This is a genomic window from Streptomyces rubellus, from assembly GCF_036323805.1.
Classification (GTDB): Bacteria; Actinomycetota; Actinomycetes; order Streptomycetales; family Streptomycetaceae; genus Streptomyces.
Map to the genome: position 1 here is coordinate 1 of NZ_JAZDCX010000033.1, position 14,973 is coordinate 14,973.

Consider the following 14,973-nt stretch of genomic DNA (forward strand, 5'->3'; position numbering starts at 1 on the left):
GCACCCCTCGACCACCCGGGCGCGGTGGCCTGGCTGCTCGACGCGCTGCGGAAGGCCGGGGCGGAGGAGCAGGTAGCCGCCCTGGCCGAGCGCGCCGCCGCACACGCACCCCTCGACCACCCGTACGCGGTGGCTCGCCTGCTCGACGCGCTGCGGAAGGCCGAGGCGGACGAGCAGGTGGGCGCCCTGGTCGCACGGTTTCCTGCAGCGGGGCACTTCGCTCAGTTCGTCGAGGTCAGCGACCATCGGGATCGGTTCCGTTTCGGGCGGGAGCCCAATGAGGATGCCGCCCCTGCATGGGCATGGGATGACCTGGTGTGATTCGGTCAGGACGACAGACCGAATTATCCGATCTTGAGCATCGTCAACATGCCTGAAGGCCCCTGGGATAGCTGTGAGGCATGTCGGTGAGTTCCTGCATACCTCACATGCCTCACGCTGACGGGCATCCGAGATAGCTGCGGGCGGTGATGTCGTACTCGTGCACTGTGTTCTTGGTGCGGGCGTGGCGGATGTGGGCGCGGACCGGGCCGAATCGGCACTTGGACCGGGCGGGTGGGGCGGCCGTCCACGAGTGTGACGGCCAGGGCGTGGCCGGGCCGCGGGCCCCGCTTCGTCAGCAGGGCGGTGTGGCGGTCGCGGGCCGCGATGTAGTCGGCGTACCGGTCGGTGCTCGTGGTGGCGTTCTGGGCCGTTGCGGCCATGTGGATACCCCTTCCGGGTCAGAAGTTGAGGCGGATGGTGATCGGGATGCGGTGGTCGCCGCGGCGGGTGTGCACGGTGTTGCGGTGCGCGGCCAGCCCTGCGGCGCCGCTTTGGACTGGCAGGTGGCAGTCCGGGCAGCCGTGCTGCCGCTGGTCGCCGGTGGCAGATCGGTCGGGGTGAGCGGGTGCGGGTGCGGGGGGTGCGGGTTCATGCGGTGTCGCCTCCGGTGAGGTTCCGCTGCTGGTTGGCGAGGGCCAGGAGTTCGACGGCGAGGTCCGGCGCGGACACGATCGTGCGGAGGATCGAGATGAGACCGTCGCGTTCGATGGAGTTCAGGCGGTCCCACACCGCGTGTGCGTCGCCGTGGACGCCGACGGCCTTCAGGTAGTCGTCCTCGGTGGCGGCGGTGTGCTCGGCGCCGCACCGGCAGCACCGGAAGACGGCCTGGTCCCATCCGCACGCGGCGCCGGTGACAGGGTCGGTGGTCATCCGCCGACCGCCTCCAGCTCGCGCATTCCGCAGCCAGCGGTGTCCGCGGGGCCGTCGGCCTCCTGGTCCGCGTCGCCGAATCCGCCGTGGACGGTGCAGGCGATGTCCGGGGCGTCGTCCAGGGCGCCGGTCAGCGCGCGGTACAGGTCGGTGACCGAGTAGACCGGCGCCCAGGCGTAGCCGGCGCACTCCGGGTCGAAGGGGCAGGGCACCAGGGCGTCGAAGCCGATGTCGCCCTCCCCGTCGACGTCCTCGCGGAACGCGAGGGTGAGGTGCTGCTGCCCGAGGCGGATCTCCGCGACCCGGTCGCCGTCGGCGATGTCGGAGCCGTCCCTCCACCGCCACAGCGGCAGGATCTCGGGGCCGAAGAAGCGGCGGGGCAGGAGCAGGTCGCCCAGGCCGTCGCTGCCGTCCAGCCCGAGGTCGGCTTCGCGGGCCTGGGACAGCGTCCGCAGCAGCGGCTCCAGGCGGTACAGGGAGTCGGCGAACAGGACTTCGTTGAAGCCCTCGCTGAGCAGTGCCGAGTGGGAGTGGACCATCGCCTTGTGCTGGCGGCGGACCGTGTCCTCGGGCACCGTCCGGTTGGCCGGCCTTGGGCCCTGGCGCTCGATGCAGACGGAGGCCGGGGTGGCGACGATGACCGCGACGGCGGGCATGTTGTGCCGTTTGGCGGCGGCGACCAGCGGCTCTCTGGCGGACCGGGTGACGTTCGTGGCGTCGACGACGGTGAACAGGCGCCGGGCCATCCGGCGCTCCAGGAGCAGGTGCAGGGCGTCGACCGCGTCGGCGGTCGCCTCCTGGTCGCCCGGGTTGTCGCTGATCGTGCCGCGCAGGGCGTCCAGGGACAGGACCTGGGTGGCGGGCCAGGTGGCGGCCAGCGTCGACTTGCCGGCGCCGGAGGCGCCGATGAGGACCACCAGGCAGCGTTCAGGCAGGTGCGGGGACAGCGGTGCGGTCACGGGCGTTCTCCTTGCGGGTGGAGGGTGCGGGTGGCCAGGTGCAGGCGCATCCCGGCGGAGTCGGTGATGAAGGCCGCGGCTTCCTCGAGGGCGCAGGCGGCGGCCTCACGGTCGTCGGTGTCGCCCGGGGTGAGCGCTGCGGCCTGGGCGGTGCGGGTGAGCAGCTGCGCGAGCGCGCCGAGGACGCCACCGGGCGGGTCGGCTTCGTCGTGAAGCTCGCGCACGATCGCCGCCAGCTCGGGGGCGGCGATGTCGCCGGTGGTTTCGTCCTGGATCTGCTGGAGGGCGAGGCGGGCGATGGCGGCCGCGGTGCGGACGCGGTCGGTGCGGGTGGTAGCGGTCATCGCGGCCGCCGTCACCAGGCGGTGCCGGCGGCGGCCAGCGCGAGGAGGGCCAGGGCGGCCAGGCTGCAGTCGACCGCCCTGCGCAGCCGGATGAACTTGGCCATCGCGATGGTCGACAGCACCTGCACTTGGGCGGGGCGGGTGTCGCCGTCCATGCAGGCGCGGATACCGTCCTCGTCCAGCTGTGCCCAGTGGGGGAAGCTGGCGCGGTCGGTGCCGTCCAGGCGGGGCCGGACCACCAACAGCAGCAGCACCGCGGCCGCGCCCAGGGCGACGACCGCAAGCGCGCCGAACACCTTGGCCGCGGTCGGCAGGCCGGTGTCGGCGAGGGAGGCGAGTCCGGCGAGCACGGCGCCGTCGAAGGCCAGCAGCAGACTCGCTTTGCCGTCGGTGCGGGCGATCTGACCCGCGACCGACGCGCACGCGGCGTCCAGGTTCTGCGAGGGACTGGGAGCCGGGATGGCCACGGTCATCGAAGGGGACCTCCTGGGGTCTCGGGCCCCACGCGTCAGGGGCGGCCGGCCGCGTACGGTCGGCCGCCCCTGACGGGCAGGAGAACGGGTTGTCAAAACGGCGGCTCGTCGAACCAGGGGCGCGGACGGGCAGCAGCGGGAGGCGGAGGGCCCAGCAGCCGCAGGCATCCGCCTCCGGTTTCGCTCCGCTGGCCCACCAGCCGCCCTCACCCCGGCAGTCGGGGCAGTCGCGGCGCGGCTCGGGGGAGAGGTCGATGTGGTGCCGGTCGGCGGACAGCCGTCACGGGACGGCCCGGAGCGCGGCGGTGGCTGCGGCGAGCGTGACCGGCACGGCGGCCGCCAGTGCGGCGGCCCGGACAGGTGCGGGAAGCCCCACGGAGTGACTCTCCTTCTCGTAGTGTGCGGTGGTCAGGCCGCCAGCCGGTGACCGCCGGCGGGCTGGGTGTAGGTGGCGGGGTCGGCGGGGGTTCCGTCGTGGCACTCCAGGCAGGAGCCGAGCGTGCGCAGCGGCAGAGCGAAGAAGTACCGGCGGCGGCAGACCGGGCAGGTCTGGCGGGCGGCCATGGCCCGGTCCAGCGCGGCTTCTTTGGCGAGCGTCATCGGGATCTTCGGCGCCGCGCGGTCGATGCGGTACAGCCAGGCGAAGCGCTTGCCGCTGCGGCATTCGATCCGCGCGACGGGCTCCTGGCCGCCGGGCCGCAGCCCCATGTCCCGCAGCTGGCGGCGGGTCGCGAACCCGGCCGGGGCTTGGCGCCACCGGTAGGTGGGTAGTTCCTCGTGCCGGTCAGCGAAGCCCATCGCCGCTCCTGCGGCTTCCTGCGGCCGAGGCCGGGGACCAGTGCTGCAGCTGGTAGCGGTCCAAGACGGACAGCGGTATCCCGTCCTCGCCCTCGTCCTCGTCGCCGGTGTCCGCTGCGGCGTCGGTCCCGCCGGGCAGGTTGTCGTCGGCCAGGACCAGGATCCGCGGCGGCGCCTCCAGCCTCCCGTAGATGGTCAGGCGGCGGGCTGGGGCGTCGTCGGGGTCGGCGTCCGGGCGCAGGGTCCACACCTGGCCGGGCGCGGCCAGCAGCAGCGGGTCGCCGTCGGTGGCGCGCTCGCACGCCAGGCGCAGCGCGATGTTCTCGGGCAGGCCGTCGCGGTGGGCGAGGTCCCGGGCGAAGTCCTTGATGATCTGGGCGGCCCGCTCAGGGCCGAGCATCTCGTCCAGGGCTGGGGGCATGGTGAAAGGGCTCCGTTTCTGCTCGGTGGCTTCCCTTGCCGGTGCAGCCGCGCGCGGGTAGGGCGCGGCTGCCCCTGGCAGGGCGAGGCGGAGAGGCGGTGGCAGGGTTGGCTGCTGGCTGGGCTTGCGGTCGGCCAGGGCTCCGTGGCACCAGCCGCCGGTGGCCAGGCGGTGGTGGGCGCGCTGCAGGAGCGTGGCCGCCGGGGTCCGGGCGCGGGCGGGGTCGCTGGCTATCGCGCGCGGCGGGTGCTGTCCGGCCGGTGGGGCGGGGTCGGGTAGCGGGGGCCGGGGCGCTGCGGGCGGGGCCGACCGATCCGGCGGCGCGGGCGGGGGATGAGCACGAGCGATCTCCTCCAGTCGTCGGGTGACAACGCTGCGCCCCGTCGACGTCGTGCTGGTGTCGGCGGGGCACGGGCGGTGCGTTCGGCCGGGCGGCCTGTCCGGTCCTCGCCCGGTCCCGGGGTGCGGGATGGGGCGAGGGCCAGGCAGGGCGTCAGGTCTTCAGCGGGTGCTGCGGGTCGGAGCAGTCGAGCGGCTCGCTGCCGAAGTTGGTCGAAGAGGGTCGGGTGGGTGTGCCGCCAGGCGGTGCCTTGGGTCAGCGCTGAAGCAGGTGCACGTTGCCCTCTTCGCCGTTGAAGTTGCCGAAGTCGTCGCCCGTCGGGGTCGGCGCGTGGAAGTGGAGCGCGGGGTTGAACTGGTATTGCGGCGGATGGTTGTGGACGATGGGCCGCAAGGTCAGACCGCGCAGGGCGAAGGTGCTGGCCAGTGCCCACATGAGGGTGGCGAGCCCGGTGGCGGCGGCGCGGCCTCCGTCCGGGGTGGCGGACCAGATCATGGCAAGGCTTGCGATGCCGAACAGCAGCCAGGCGATGCGGGCGCCGGCGTTGCCGAGGAAGCCGCCGATGAGTGAGAGCGCTCCGGTCAGCTGCCAGAATGCGTACAGCGCGGCGGGGGTGACGGCGAGGTGGGCGGCCTGGTCGGTGAGGAACGCCCGGATTGGGTGGTCGACCGTGCCCCACAGGCCGTTGCCGTCACCGGCGTCGGTGGCCGGGGCGGTGGACAGGCCCTTGAGGGTGGCGGAGACGATGTCACCGGCGGTGTCCACCATCATCACGATGAGGCTGAGTCCGCCGAACAGTGCCGCCGCCTTGATCCAGTTGGCGATCTCGTGCCAGCTGGCGTGCCGGGCCTGGAGGATCTCCTCCCACCGCTGGTAGAGGAAACCGCCTTCCTGCCAGGAGCCCTTCCACGCGGTGCGTAGCCGCGCGGGGCGCTGCCTGTTTTTGCGGGTGGGCGGGGGGTCGAGCTGGTCGGGGATGTGGTTCGGGCGGGGCTGGCCGTTCATCTGCCGCTCGTGGTGGGACATGGTGCAGCTGCTCCTTCGGCGAAGGGGTAGGTGGTGGGCTGGCCGGAGCCGGTCAGCGGATCTCGTTGCGGGTGCGGGCGAAGAACGCCCCGCGCGTGGTGCTGTTGTTGTGGATTTCGGTGTGGTGGGTGACCGGACCCTCGTAGACGTTCCTGGTGACGGTCGCGCGGGCCTTGCTGAGCGCGCCGCCGAGGGCGGTGGCGGCCATGGCCAGGCCCGCGAACGGCAGGGTGGCCATCAGGACGGCGTTCAACGTGACGGAGGCCAGGCCCTGGAGCACGAGCCAGGCGCCGCAGCCGATGCCGGTGATCCCGGCGCCCGCGCCGATGGAGGCCACCGCGATCCCGGCCGCCCAGGCCGGGACGATCCGCTGGTCGTCCTGCCTCACGGGTGGGGCGGTGCCGAAGGCCGGCGGCTCGGTGTCGTCGCGGAATGAGGTGGGGTGGTGGTGTACGGGCTTGCTCGCCCAGTTGTCGATCAGGCGGCGGGCTTCGGCCGCGGCCTCGGACTCGGGCATGCCGGACTGGGTGGTCAGGGGGTCCATCGGGGTTCTCCGATCATGCGGAAAGGGGAGCGCCCTCCTGGCCGTGGCGGCCAGGAGGGCGCATGGGGGAGGTGCGGTACACGGCGCCGCCGGGGTCGTTGTCCGGTGGTGCGGGGGAAGGGGGGAGCGTGGCTGGCGGGCGGGCGGGTAGTCACCGCATTCGCGCCCCGGGCATCCTCGAACCGACAGGCTCGGGGAAGGGGATCGGGTGGAGTTCGTCTTCGAGTGCGGGTGGTGCGGTGGGGACAACTACTTCGTGGGCAAGCAGGTCGGTTGGTGGGTGGATAAATGGGAGGTCCCTGCGGAGTGGGACTGCCGCTTTTGCGACGGACTCAACTACACCCCCGACCCACCTTGGACAGAGGCGTAGTCAGAGGATGGAGACCAGCCCGGCGAGCGAGGCGAGGCCGCTGTGGATGGCTGGGGCCAGGCCGGTCGCGGCGAGGGTGAAGCCGAACAGCGTGCAGGCCAGTGCGGAGCCGATGCGGACGTATCCGCCCTTGACCAGGACGGCGACGATGATGCCCAGCAGCACGGCGGCGGAGATCGAGAGGGTCACGGTGGGTGGTGCTCCTTGGCAGGGGTCGGGCGGGGGCCGGCCGCGCTCGGGCGGGGCCGGCCCCGGGGTGGGTGTGGTCAGGCATCGGTGAGGCTCTTGATGGCCTCCAGGGCCTGGCGGGGTGAGGCGACCTGCGGCTCGGTGCGGCGGCCACCGCCCTTGGAACCGCGTCCGCCGCCGTCCTTGCCGCCTCCGCCGCGCTGGCGGGATCGGCTCTCGTCGTCCTCGTCGGGCTCGGGCCAGAACTCGCCGGGTCGCACGGGCTCGTTCCAGTCGAACCACAGGCCGCGTTTGTCCAGCTCCGCGATCTCGTAGTCGGTGAGCCGGTTGACCTCGCTGGGGAACAACTCGGACAGGTCGGTGTCGAAGTCGGCGTACAGCGACCGCATGAGCACGGCGCGGCCGTTGTCGAGGACGATGATGGCGACGCCGCCGGTGGAGACGCCGTTTTCCGGGTCGGCCTCGCCTCTGATGGCCCGCTCGATCGCGGAGCCTTCGCTGCGGGAGTAGCGGGCCGGGATGGTCGGCACGTCGTAGGCGTTCTCCATGGTGCCTTCCACGGCCTTGCGGGTGGCGCCGGGCGAGCCCATGTTGAAGATGACCGGGCGGCTGTTCTGCCGCAGGTTGTCCTTCATCTCCGTGGAGAACCCGTTGTGCGCGAACGGTGACTGGCCGGCGGGGTTGAAGCCGATGCCGTATTTCAGCCCGGTGACCGTGAGGTCCTCGCCGTCCTTCTGGATGAACTCGCCGAAGTCCCCGTCCTGTGCCGCGGTCATGAACTCGTCCGCGTACACGTTCAGTTGCCGGTAGGGGCAGCGGGTGTCGCCCGGTTTGTAGTCGTGCGGCTGGCCGTCGTGCGGCCAGGGCATCTCCGCTCTGATCTCGCACAGCGCCTTCGCCGCGCGCAGCTGGCGGGCCATCCACAGGGCGTTGGAGCCCTGCCGGTCGATGTACTTCCCGAGCACGGTGGTCTTCTCGTCCTTGCGGACGGTGGACAGCCACACCACCTGGCCGGCCAGGGACTGGGCGGCCATGTGGATCGCGAAGAACTGCGTCTTGCCGGAGCGGGACACTCCGAGGGTGAGCCCGTGGGCCGGGGCGTTCTTGTCGTGCTGGTACACCATAGTCTTCACCGGCTGGCCGGTGATGGTGAACCCGCACACGTACATGCCCTTGGCGTCCGGGGTGAGCAGTTCGCGGGTGGCGGGGAAGATCGCGGACAGTGGCGGAGTGTCGAACGCGCTGATCAGGAACTCCGAGCCGTCGATGAGGACGAACACGCAGGAGTCGTCCTCGGGCAGGCCCAGGGCGCGGCAGACCTTGGGCAGGTCGATGCGCGGGGTGTCGGTGGAGTCGGCCATCCTCGCCCGGTAGAAGGTCACCTGGCGTTCGTCGTCGCGGGTTTTGTGGACCAACTCGGAGCCGGGGGCGCCGCCCTTGGGACCTGCGACCCGGTCCGTCCAGCGCTCCTGCGCGGTCGGCTTGGTGCGGCGCCGGGCGTTGGCGTCGGGGGTGATGCGGGCTTCCATCCAGCCGGGCCCGCCCTGGCGGCCGGGCTGGATGGCGACCTCCGCCAGGACGACGTCGCTGGAGTGCACGCCGAACGGGGCGGCGACTACGGCCTCCGACAGGCCGGTGATGGGCCGTCCGGTCTCCGAGGCGCGCAGCAGGAGCGTCATGTCGTGGCGCTGGCCGGGGTGCCGGGTGGCCTTGACGATGTGCGTGCGGCCGGGCATCCCGGCCTGTTCCCACAGCATCCTGGCGTCGCGGGTGAGCTGGTCGGCTCCGTCGTCCGGGGCTGCCGGGGACGGCTCCGGGGCTTGGGTGGGCGCCAGCTGCGGGGCAGGGGCGGCAAGGGCGGGCCGGTGATGGCGGCGGGTGTGCCGGGAGAACGGCATCACCAGGTAGCCGGCCGCCGCCCATCCGGCGGCGAGCAGCCCGTCCAGCCCGTATGGGCCGAAGCCGGTGGTGTGCCCGGCGGCGACGTCGACGGCGGCGGCCAGGACCAGCGGGGACCAGCGCAGGATCTTGCGTCCGGCGCCGGGCTCGTCGCTCCGGGCGGCGAGGAACCAGCCGCCGATCCCGGCGGCGCCGGCCAGCTGCACGACCTGGTTGACGGGGCTGTCGGGGCAGAGGTTGGGGGCCACGGCCAGCACGGGCGCGGCGAGGGTGTAGGCGAGGCGTTCGAGCGCGACACTGCGCGGCGTGGTCACCGGCTTCTCCTTCTCAGAATGGGCACGGGCGGCCCCACGAGGTGTGCGGGGCCGCCCGTGGGCGAGGGGGTGGGAGCGGGGTCAGCGGGTGAAGAAGCCCGGCTTGGGCGTCCTCTCGCGCCGGTTCGAGCGGATGTCGTCCAGCGCGCCGTAGAGCTTGGCGTGGTTGCGCCGGGTCTCGTGGGCGAGGTCGGCGGTCTCCTGCGCGGTGTCGTGCAGCTTCTTGACCTGCACACCGGCGCCCCCGAGGGCGACGCCGACGTTGCTGGTCAGCTCCACAAACTTCGGGTCGAGGTCGGCGCCCTCGACGTCGCGGGCCGCGTCCTCGGCGCGCTTGGCGTTCTGGCGGACGTTGCGCACCAGTTCCTCCAGGCCGAGCCCGGCGTCATCCAGCGCGCGCCCGAGAGCGTCGAGCTTGGCCTGGATGGCCTTGTAGCGGTTGTCGCCGTCGGCCGGCGCGGGCACCGCGCCGCTGGGGCGGGGTGCGAGATCGCTGCTCATCAGCGGGTTTCCTCCCTGCTTCTAATCGTGGTGGGCGGCGGCCGACGCGTACTTCAGGCCCGCGTCTTCCTTCGCGGCCATGTCCTCGCCGTAGATGCGGGCGACCATCGCGGCCGCGAGCTTGGCGGCCTCCAGGGCCAGGCCGCACTCGGTGGCGCACCGTTCGGCCTGCTGCTTCATACGGGCCGCGGCGTCGGCCAGGTCCGAGATCAGCTCGGTGACCTCGGTGCTGACGTTGTGGTCGCCGATCAGATCGGTGGCCATGTCCCGCAGGGCGTCGGCGACCTTGTCGAGGGCGTCCGCGAGAGCTTCGGCCCGCTCCTGGTCACAGGCGGCCTGGATGGCGATGTTCGCCATCTCCATCAGGTAGTCGTCGAACGTGATGTCCGTGCGGTGCTGGGCTCTGAGGCCGCCCGCACCGGACGGCCTGCTGACTTCCGGGCTGCTCACGCTGCTCCCTTCCATGCTGGTCGGCCGGCTGGTGCCGGGCCGTGCGGTGTGCTTCTCCGGCGCGGGCGGCAGGCCCCTGGCGCCGGTCGTGACGGCCGCGGGCTTGTCGGGGACGATGTCCGCGTCGACGATGTCGTCCTCGCCCATCGCGGTGCGCTTGGGCGGGCGGGTGTCGTGCTCGGGCCACTCCACCGTCGGGGTGGAGTCCTCCACGCCGAACGGGCTGTGTGAGGGACGACCGCGCCGCCCGGCACGACCCGCCCGGCCGGTGCGTCCGGTGCGGCGGGTACGTCCGCGCCATCCGGCCCGGCCCGTTCCGCTGGCGCGCCGGCGCCGGAACCGACGCCGCTTCTTCGCACCGTCAGATGTCCCGTCACCGGCCGTGGAGTCCCTGCCCAGCCCATCACCCGCCGTGCCGTCCTTCGCGGCACGGGAGGTGTCGCCCGGGCCTTCCCCGGTGGTTCTCCCGTCCTTGCCGCCGGTGCCCTTGCCCTTGGACAGGTTCACCTTCTCGGCGCCGGCCTTCGCGTCCTTGGCGGCCTTCGCGTCGGAGCGGCGCTTGTCCCAGCGGCGCTGGGCTTCCTCGCCGACGGACTGGCCCAGCGTGGTGCGGCCCGGCGGGGCCGACGCAGCATCCCGCTTCGCCTTCCGCGCCGCGTCACGCTCCGCCTTCTTCGCGCGGCGGTCCTCCCACGCCTGCTGCCGCTGGGCGCGGGCCTGGTCACGGTCCTTGGTTCGGCCGGCGACACCGGCGGCGTGCCCGGCACTACGCCGCTCCTGCCCCCTGGCCTGCCGGACCCCGGCGCGCTCCTGGCGGCCGCGGGCCCGCTCGGCACGGGCACCGGACGCCGGACCGTGCCGCATCCGGCCACCGCCGTCACCTACTGAGCCGCTGCCCCGACCGGAGCCACCAGAACCCGCCTGAGGGCCTTTCGAGCCCCCAGACGAACCGCTGCGTCCGGAACCGGCTGCACGGCTGCCAGAGGACCGGTCAGAGCCCTTCGTGCCGCCCCTGCCGCCTCCGCTTGCCCCGGCCGGTCCGGAGCCGGAACGGCCGCCGGCGCCGCCGGAGTTGGAGCCACGCGAGGTCCCGGAGCGGTTCGGCCCCGGGCTCGAGTTGGTGCGGGACGGCCCGCTGCCGACGGCTCCGCGCGAGAACCCGCCCGAGGCGCCGGCCTTCGAGCGGCCCTTGTCCGCCCCCAGGCCGGCGGCGGACGACTTCATGCGGTCGGCGTCCGCCCTGGCGCGTGCCGCCGCCTTGTCGCCCTTCGCTTTCATCATCGCGGCGTGGAGCTTTCCGTTCTGCTCCATCATCGCGGCTTCCTGCGCGGTGCGGCCCTCCAGCAGCGCGGCCTTCCGCGCTATTTCAGCCTCACGGAAAGGCGCCTCGCTTTCGTGATTGGCCCGCGCTACTTCCAATCGGAATTCCACCCAGTCACCGAGACGGTCAGCGAGAGAGCGAGGCTGCTCGTATTCGCCTTCTTCGTATTCGCCGTCGTCTTCACCGGTTTCCGGTGCGGTAATTCCTTCGGAACGCAGTGCCGTCGCCGGGTTCGGAGCGGCCGGAATGGGCGGCAGTTCCATCGTCGTCTCCTCCGGGCTCTCCGGGGGAGCCGCTGGAATGTCTTCCGGCGGTGGAATGGTGTCGATGAAATCCGGGATCGGCGGCAGCGGGTATGTGGACTCACCGCTCCAGGGACCGTGGACCAGCGTTCCGCCGCCGGTGTCGTCGGACTCGTCGGACACGGTGCACCCCCCTCCAGGGGACTTGACAGACAGTGGGGTCTCGTGTGCACGCGCGTGCGCGTGCACGTGTGCACGCTTTACGCGCGCGAGGCCCCGCCGGGCTCCGGCGGGGCCTTCGTGGGTGACGCTCAGTTACGCGGGCCGTGCTGCTTGAGGACAGTGTCCGCGTACTGCATGAGGTGGTCGAACAGCCGCGGGTCGCCCGCGGCCCGCTTCTCCAGCACCAGCTTGAAGAGGCGGCACACCAGCGTGAACGCGGTGATGACATCGCTGCGGCCGGCCTTGACTTCCTTGGCGATTCCGGACCGGGTAACGCGGAGCCAGAATTCCATCCGGCCGATCTCGCCGCGCCTTTCGATCGCCTTGCGCTCTTCTTCCTGCAGCCAGCTGTTCCGCCCTTGAATGGAGCGTTCGACGCTGCTGAGGGGGCGCGTCACGCCGACTCCCTACCGAGGTCGTAAATCGACGTGGGACCACCATAGCCGGAATTCTGGTTCTGTGCACCCTGCTGCGGCGGGTGGGGCGCGCCGTGCAGCATCGGCGGGTTCTTCTTCCGCTGCCTTTCCAGCTCCTTTTCCTTCCTGCTCTTGGCCGTGTTCACAACGGCCTCGTCGTGGGCGCGGCGCTTGTAGGCGCTCTTTTCCAAGCCCTCGGTCAGGTTGTTCAGGTTCTTGAGCACGTTCCCGAGGGCCTTTTCGACGGGCATCGCGCGCAGCCGGGCGTGGTACCAGCGGTCGCCCTCCACGTGCGTGTCGCGCAGGTGCACGCGGGTCTCGTGCGCGAGGGTCTCCAGGTTCTTGCCGATGTCCAGCAGGACCCGCTGAACGTCGGCCAGGTACCGGGCGGTTGCCTCCGGGCTCTGCGCGACGTCGCGCAGGGGGGAGCGGTTCGGGTCGTTGTTGCTGTTCACGGCGGGGATTCCCTCCTGGTGTACTGGTGGGGCTGTCGACTGCTTCCGGCAGTCGCAGCGAGGGCCAGCCCACTTCCGATGGGCTGGCCCTCACTGGTGTGTGCCGGACGGTGGATCAGGGGCGGTAGCCGCCGGCGAGCAGCTCGGCGGCCTCCTGGCGGTACTCGGAGGCGGTGCCGGGGGAGGTGACCGCCAGCTCGCGCTGGATGTCGGCCAGCGGCAGCCGGTCGACGTCACCGCCGGCCGCGAGGATCATCCGGGCGACCCTGCGGACCGCACGCTCACGCGGCTTGAGCTTCGCGGTGTCCTCGGCTTCGACCGCGCGCCGCTCGATTTCGGCAGCAACCCGCCGCGCTTCGGCAGCCCGCCGCGTGGCTTCGGCGGCCCGCTCGTCGGCCTCAGCCGCTTCGGCGACGGCGAGCTTCCGCCGGGCTTCCTCGTCCGCCTCGATGCGGTCGGCTTCGGCGGCGGCGCGCCGCGTTTCGGCGGCGGCCCGCTCCGTTTCGGCAGCACGCAGGTCCGCTTCGGCAGCGGCCTCGCGGGCTTCGGCGATGGCCTGGGTCTCGATCGCCTGGGCCTCCGCCGCGGCGATCCGGTCGGCCTCCGCAGCTTCCTTCCGCTTCTCGGCTGCCTGGCGCTCCAGCTCGGCAGCGCGCAGGTCCGCCTCGGCCTTCGCCTCGCGCTCCTGGGCCTCCTTGTGCTCCGCTTCCGCCTCACGGGCGCGAGCTTCGGCCATCAGAGCCTTGTCCAGCGCCTCCTGCTCCAGCTCAGCGGCCCGCTCTGCGGCGCTGACCTGGGCACGGGCGTGGGCGCGGGCCTGGCCGGTCTGGCCGTCGACCTCCGCCTGGACCAACTCCACCTTGCCCTTGGCGCGCAGCCGCTCGGCTTCGGCCCTGGACTTGGCGACCTCGCTGCGGGTCTCGGCGTCCAGGCGGCGGCGCTCGGCCTCTTCCTTACGCTCCTGAGCTGCCCGGTCCTGCTCATCGGGCATGGCCAGGGCCTGGGCGACGGTGTAGCCGTAGGGGGCCATCTTCATCGGCAGCAGTTCGTCCTCGCTGGCCTGGGAGATGTCGCCGTCGTACTTGCGCTTGAGCCACTGCTCGTAGGCGATGAGGTCCTGGTCGCGGCGGGTCATCTCCGGGTAGGAGGTGACGCCCCACAGCCGCATCCGGCGGAAGATCCGGGCCGTCGCCACGGGGGCGAGGATCCACCGCAGCCACGGGATCGAGTCGCGTTCGGCCCGGTCGGGCCGCACGATGCGGTCGATCGAGGTGCGGCCCAGCTCCACCACCATGATGAAGAGGACCGGCACGACGCCGTGGGCGCCAGCGGCGACGTAGTCCAGCAGTTCCCACGCCCGGTCCTTGGGCGCGCCAGACGCGGCGTTGAGGACGACGGTGGCGGCCGTCAGCAGCCACACCGGGTAGCGGATCCAGCTGATGGGGCGCTTGAGCCAGGCCATCAGCAAGTCGACCGCGATCATCACCATGATGCCGACGTCGACGCCGACCGCGAACAGCTGGCCCTTGCCCAGGCTGGCGAAGCGGAGCTCCTCGTAGGCGAAGACCGCGACGTGCTCGAAGGACAGGTACAGGCCGATGCCCGCGAGCACGAGCGCGGCGGCCACGATCGCGCCGGCCGCCCATTTCTGGGTGCCGGTCAGCTTCCCCGGGGACGGCTTCGTTCCGGTTCCGCTTTCCGTCTCCGAAGCGAACTCCGGTACTTCCGAAACGGCGTCGGGTGTCTGCGAAACCGGCTCGTGTGTTCCCGAAACGGCGGCCGGTGCAGCCGTCTCGGGGTCGGGTTCAGCCGCGGTCCGCGGCCAGTCGGTGATCGTCATGGGGGCCTCCGGAGGGGGTCGCTCAGGGTGTGCGCGAAACGGCGGGGGCTGCTCTCGAAACGCGGCGGCGCGTTCCCGAAGCGGCTCTTGGTGCGGATGGGTGCTTGTGAACCGGACACCGGCTCTACCCGCTCCGGGCGCACGAAAAAGCCGGCGGCCCGGGGACGGGCGGCCGGACTCGCGAAGCGTCACGGGGCGGGCGCGAAACTGGATGCGGCTCCCGCCGGGCGGGCGCGAAGTCAGCTCTCGGGGAACTGCGCGCCGTGCCGGCGGAGGTCGGCGGTGGTAATGCCGAAGTGGCGGCACCGGTCGATCAGCGGCTGGAGCGCGCTGCCGTCGGCGAGCACCTCGGGCGAGCCGACGCCGTACCGCTTCTGCGTGGCGAACAGCTCGTTGAGCGCGGCCGCGGTGCGGGCGGCGTGCCGCTCGACGCGGCCCTCGCCCACCCACTCCTCCGCGATGACGTGGAGGGTGGTGCGCCAGCTGCCGCGGTAGTCCTCCGGCACGATCGGCGGGATGTCGCTGCCGAAGATCGCGAAGGCGCACGCCTGGGCGGCGGCTTCCGTGCCGGGCTGGAGCGGGGTCATCGTCGTGGCCATGGGTGGCTCCCCTCGACTGTCGGTCCGGGCTGTCCGGCTCCCCGTCACCGCCCGTC

General features: G+C 72.3%; 17 protein-coding genes. 1 reads left to right on the top strand and 16 read right to left on the bottom strand.

Features of this window, described 5'->3' with window-relative positions; all coding sequences use genetic code 11:
- On the top strand, positions 1-321 hold a 321-nt coding region (locus V1L54_RS27190), incomplete at its 5' end, for a hypothetical protein (protein ID WP_330120801.1).
- 591 nt (positions 322-912) lie between these two features.
- Here the strand turns inward: V1L54_RS27190 and V1L54_RS27195 are convergent.
- The 16 genes from V1L54_RS27195 to V1L54_RS27270 form a co-directional block, all read right to left on the bottom strand.
- Entirely contained in the window at positions 913-1,194 is a 282-nt protein-coding gene (locus tag V1L54_RS27195; protein WP_330120802.1) for a hypothetical protein, read from the bottom strand.
- A complete protein-coding gene (locus V1L54_RS27200) occupies positions 1,191-2,153 on the bottom strand; it encodes an AAA family ATPase (protein WP_330120803.1) in 963 nt (320 codons plus the stop codon). The genes V1L54_RS27195 and V1L54_RS27200 overlap by 4 nt, the downstream gene beginning before the upstream one ends.
- A complete protein-coding gene (locus V1L54_RS27205) occupies positions 2,150-2,497 on the bottom strand; it encodes a hypothetical protein (RefSeq protein WP_330120804.1) in 348 nt (115 codons plus the stop codon). Before V1L54_RS27205 ends, V1L54_RS27200 begins: the two co-directional genes overlap by 4 nt.
- An 11-nt stretch (positions 2,498-2,508) precedes the next feature.
- Positions 2,509-2,970, bottom strand: a complete 462-nt coding sequence (locus V1L54_RS27210) for a Pycsar system effector family protein (RefSeq protein WP_330120805.1) — start codon at positions 2,968-2,970, stop codon at positions 2,509-2,511.
- 408 nt (positions 2,971-3,378) lie between these two features.
- Positions 3,379-3,768, bottom strand: coding sequence for an RRQRL motif-containing zinc-binding protein (locus V1L54_RS27215; RefSeq protein ID WP_330120806.1), 390 nt, complete (start codon positions 3,766-3,768; stop codon positions 3,379-3,381).
- On the bottom strand, positions 3,755-4,189 hold the full coding sequence (locus tag V1L54_RS27220) for a hypothetical protein (RefSeq protein ID WP_330120807.1): 435 nt from the start codon (positions 4,187-4,189) through the stop codon (positions 3,755-3,757). Before V1L54_RS27220 ends, V1L54_RS27215 begins: the two co-directional genes overlap by 14 nt.
- A 595-nt stretch (positions 4,190-4,784) precedes the next feature.
- Positions 4,785-5,555 (bottom strand): hypothetical protein, encoded by a 771-nt coding sequence (locus V1L54_RS27225; protein ID WP_330120808.1) that lies wholly within the window; start codon positions 5,553-5,555, stop codon positions 4,785-4,787.
- Positions 5,556-5,607: 52 nt separating this feature from the next.
- Positions 5,608-6,099, bottom strand: coding sequence for a hypothetical protein (locus V1L54_RS27230; protein ID WP_330120809.1), 492 nt, complete (start codon positions 6,097-6,099; stop codon positions 5,608-5,610).
- 370 nt (positions 6,100-6,469) lie between these two features.
- Positions 6,470-6,658, bottom strand: coding sequence for a hypothetical protein (locus V1L54_RS27235; protein ID WP_330120810.1), 189 nt, complete (start codon positions 6,656-6,658; stop codon positions 6,470-6,472).
- A 77-nt stretch (positions 6,659-6,735) separates the two neighbouring features.
- A complete protein-coding gene (locus tag V1L54_RS27240; RefSeq protein WP_330120811.1) occupies positions 6,736-8,871 on the bottom strand; it encodes a chromosome segregation protein ParM in 2,136 nt (711 codons plus the stop codon).
- An 81-nt stretch (positions 8,872-8,952) separates the two neighbouring features.
- A complete protein-coding gene (locus V1L54_RS27245; RefSeq protein WP_330120812.1) occupies positions 8,953-9,372 on the bottom strand; it encodes a conjugal transfer protein TraB in 420 nt (139 codons plus the stop codon).
- Positions 9,373-9,393: 21 nt separating this feature from the next.
- Positions 9,394-10,686, bottom strand: a complete 1,293-nt coding sequence (locus tag V1L54_RS27250; RefSeq protein WP_330120813.1) for an ATP/GTP-binding protein — start codon at positions 10,684-10,686, stop codon at positions 9,394-9,396.
- Between the two features lie 1,010 nt (positions 10,687-11,696).
- Complete coding sequence (locus tag V1L54_RS27255) at positions 11,697-12,005, bottom strand: hypothetical protein (RefSeq protein ID WP_330120814.1); 309 nt, start codon at positions 12,003-12,005, stop codon at positions 11,697-11,699.
- The gene (locus V1L54_RS27260; RefSeq protein WP_330120815.1) at positions 12,002-12,478 is read right to left on the bottom strand and encodes a hypothetical protein; all 477 of its coding nucleotides are present in this window, start codon (positions 12,476-12,478) and stop codon (positions 12,002-12,004) included. Before V1L54_RS27260 ends, V1L54_RS27255 begins: the two co-directional genes overlap by 4 nt.
- A 115-nt stretch (positions 12,479-12,593) precedes the next feature.
- A complete protein-coding gene (locus tag V1L54_RS27265) occupies positions 12,594-14,105 on the bottom strand; it encodes a DUF2637 domain-containing protein (protein WP_330120816.1) in 1,512 nt (503 codons plus the stop codon).
- Positions 14,106-14,557: 452 nt separating this feature from the next.
- Positions 14,558-14,917, bottom strand: a complete 360-nt coding sequence (locus tag V1L54_RS27270; protein WP_330120817.1) for a hypothetical protein — start codon at positions 14,915-14,917, stop codon at positions 14,558-14,560.
- Between the last annotated feature and the right edge of the window lie 56 nt (positions 14,918-14,973).

What these genes read in the sequence shown, in the direction of transcription:
- V1L54_RS27220 (WP_330120807.1), bottom strand. Translation starts at nt 4,189, where the DNA reads ATGCCCCCAGCCCTGGACGAGATGCTCGGCCCTGAGCGGGCCGCCCAG.
- V1L54_RS27270 (WP_330120817.1), bottom strand. Translation starts at nt 14,917, where the DNA reads ATGGCCACGACGATGACCCCGCTCCAGCCCGGCACGGAAGCCGCCGCC.
- V1L54_RS27250 (WP_330120813.1), bottom strand. Translation starts at nt 10,686, where the DNA reads ATGCGGCACGGTCCGGCGTCCGGTGCCCGTGCCGAGCGGGCCCGCGGC.
- V1L54_RS27230 (WP_330120809.1), bottom strand. Translation starts at nt 6,099, where the DNA reads ATGGACCCCCTGACCACCCAGTCCGGCATGCCCGAGTCCGAGGCCGCG.
- V1L54_RS27215 (WP_330120806.1), bottom strand. Translation starts at nt 3,768, where the DNA reads ATGGGCTTCGCTGACCGGCACGAGGAACTACCCACCTACCGGTGGCGC.
- V1L54_RS27245 (WP_330120812.1), bottom strand. Translation starts at nt 9,372, where the DNA reads ATGAGCAGCGATCTCGCACCCCGCCCCAGCGGCGCGGTGCCCGCGCCG.
- V1L54_RS27225 (WP_330120808.1), bottom strand. Translation starts at nt 5,555, where the DNA reads ATGTCCCACCACGAGCGGCAGATGAACGGCCAGCCCCGCCCGAACCAC.
- V1L54_RS27205 (WP_330120804.1), bottom strand. Translation starts at nt 2,497, where the DNA reads ATGACCGCTACCACCCGCACCGACCGCGTCCGCACCGCGGCCGCCATC.
- V1L54_RS27210 (WP_330120805.1), bottom strand. Translation starts at nt 2,970, where the DNA reads ATGACCGTGGCCATCCCGGCTCCCAGTCCCTCGCAGAACCTGGACGCC.
- V1L54_RS27195 (WP_330120802.1), bottom strand. Translation starts at nt 1,194, where the DNA reads ATGACCACCGACCCTGTCACCGGCGCCGCGTGCGGATGGGACCAGGCC.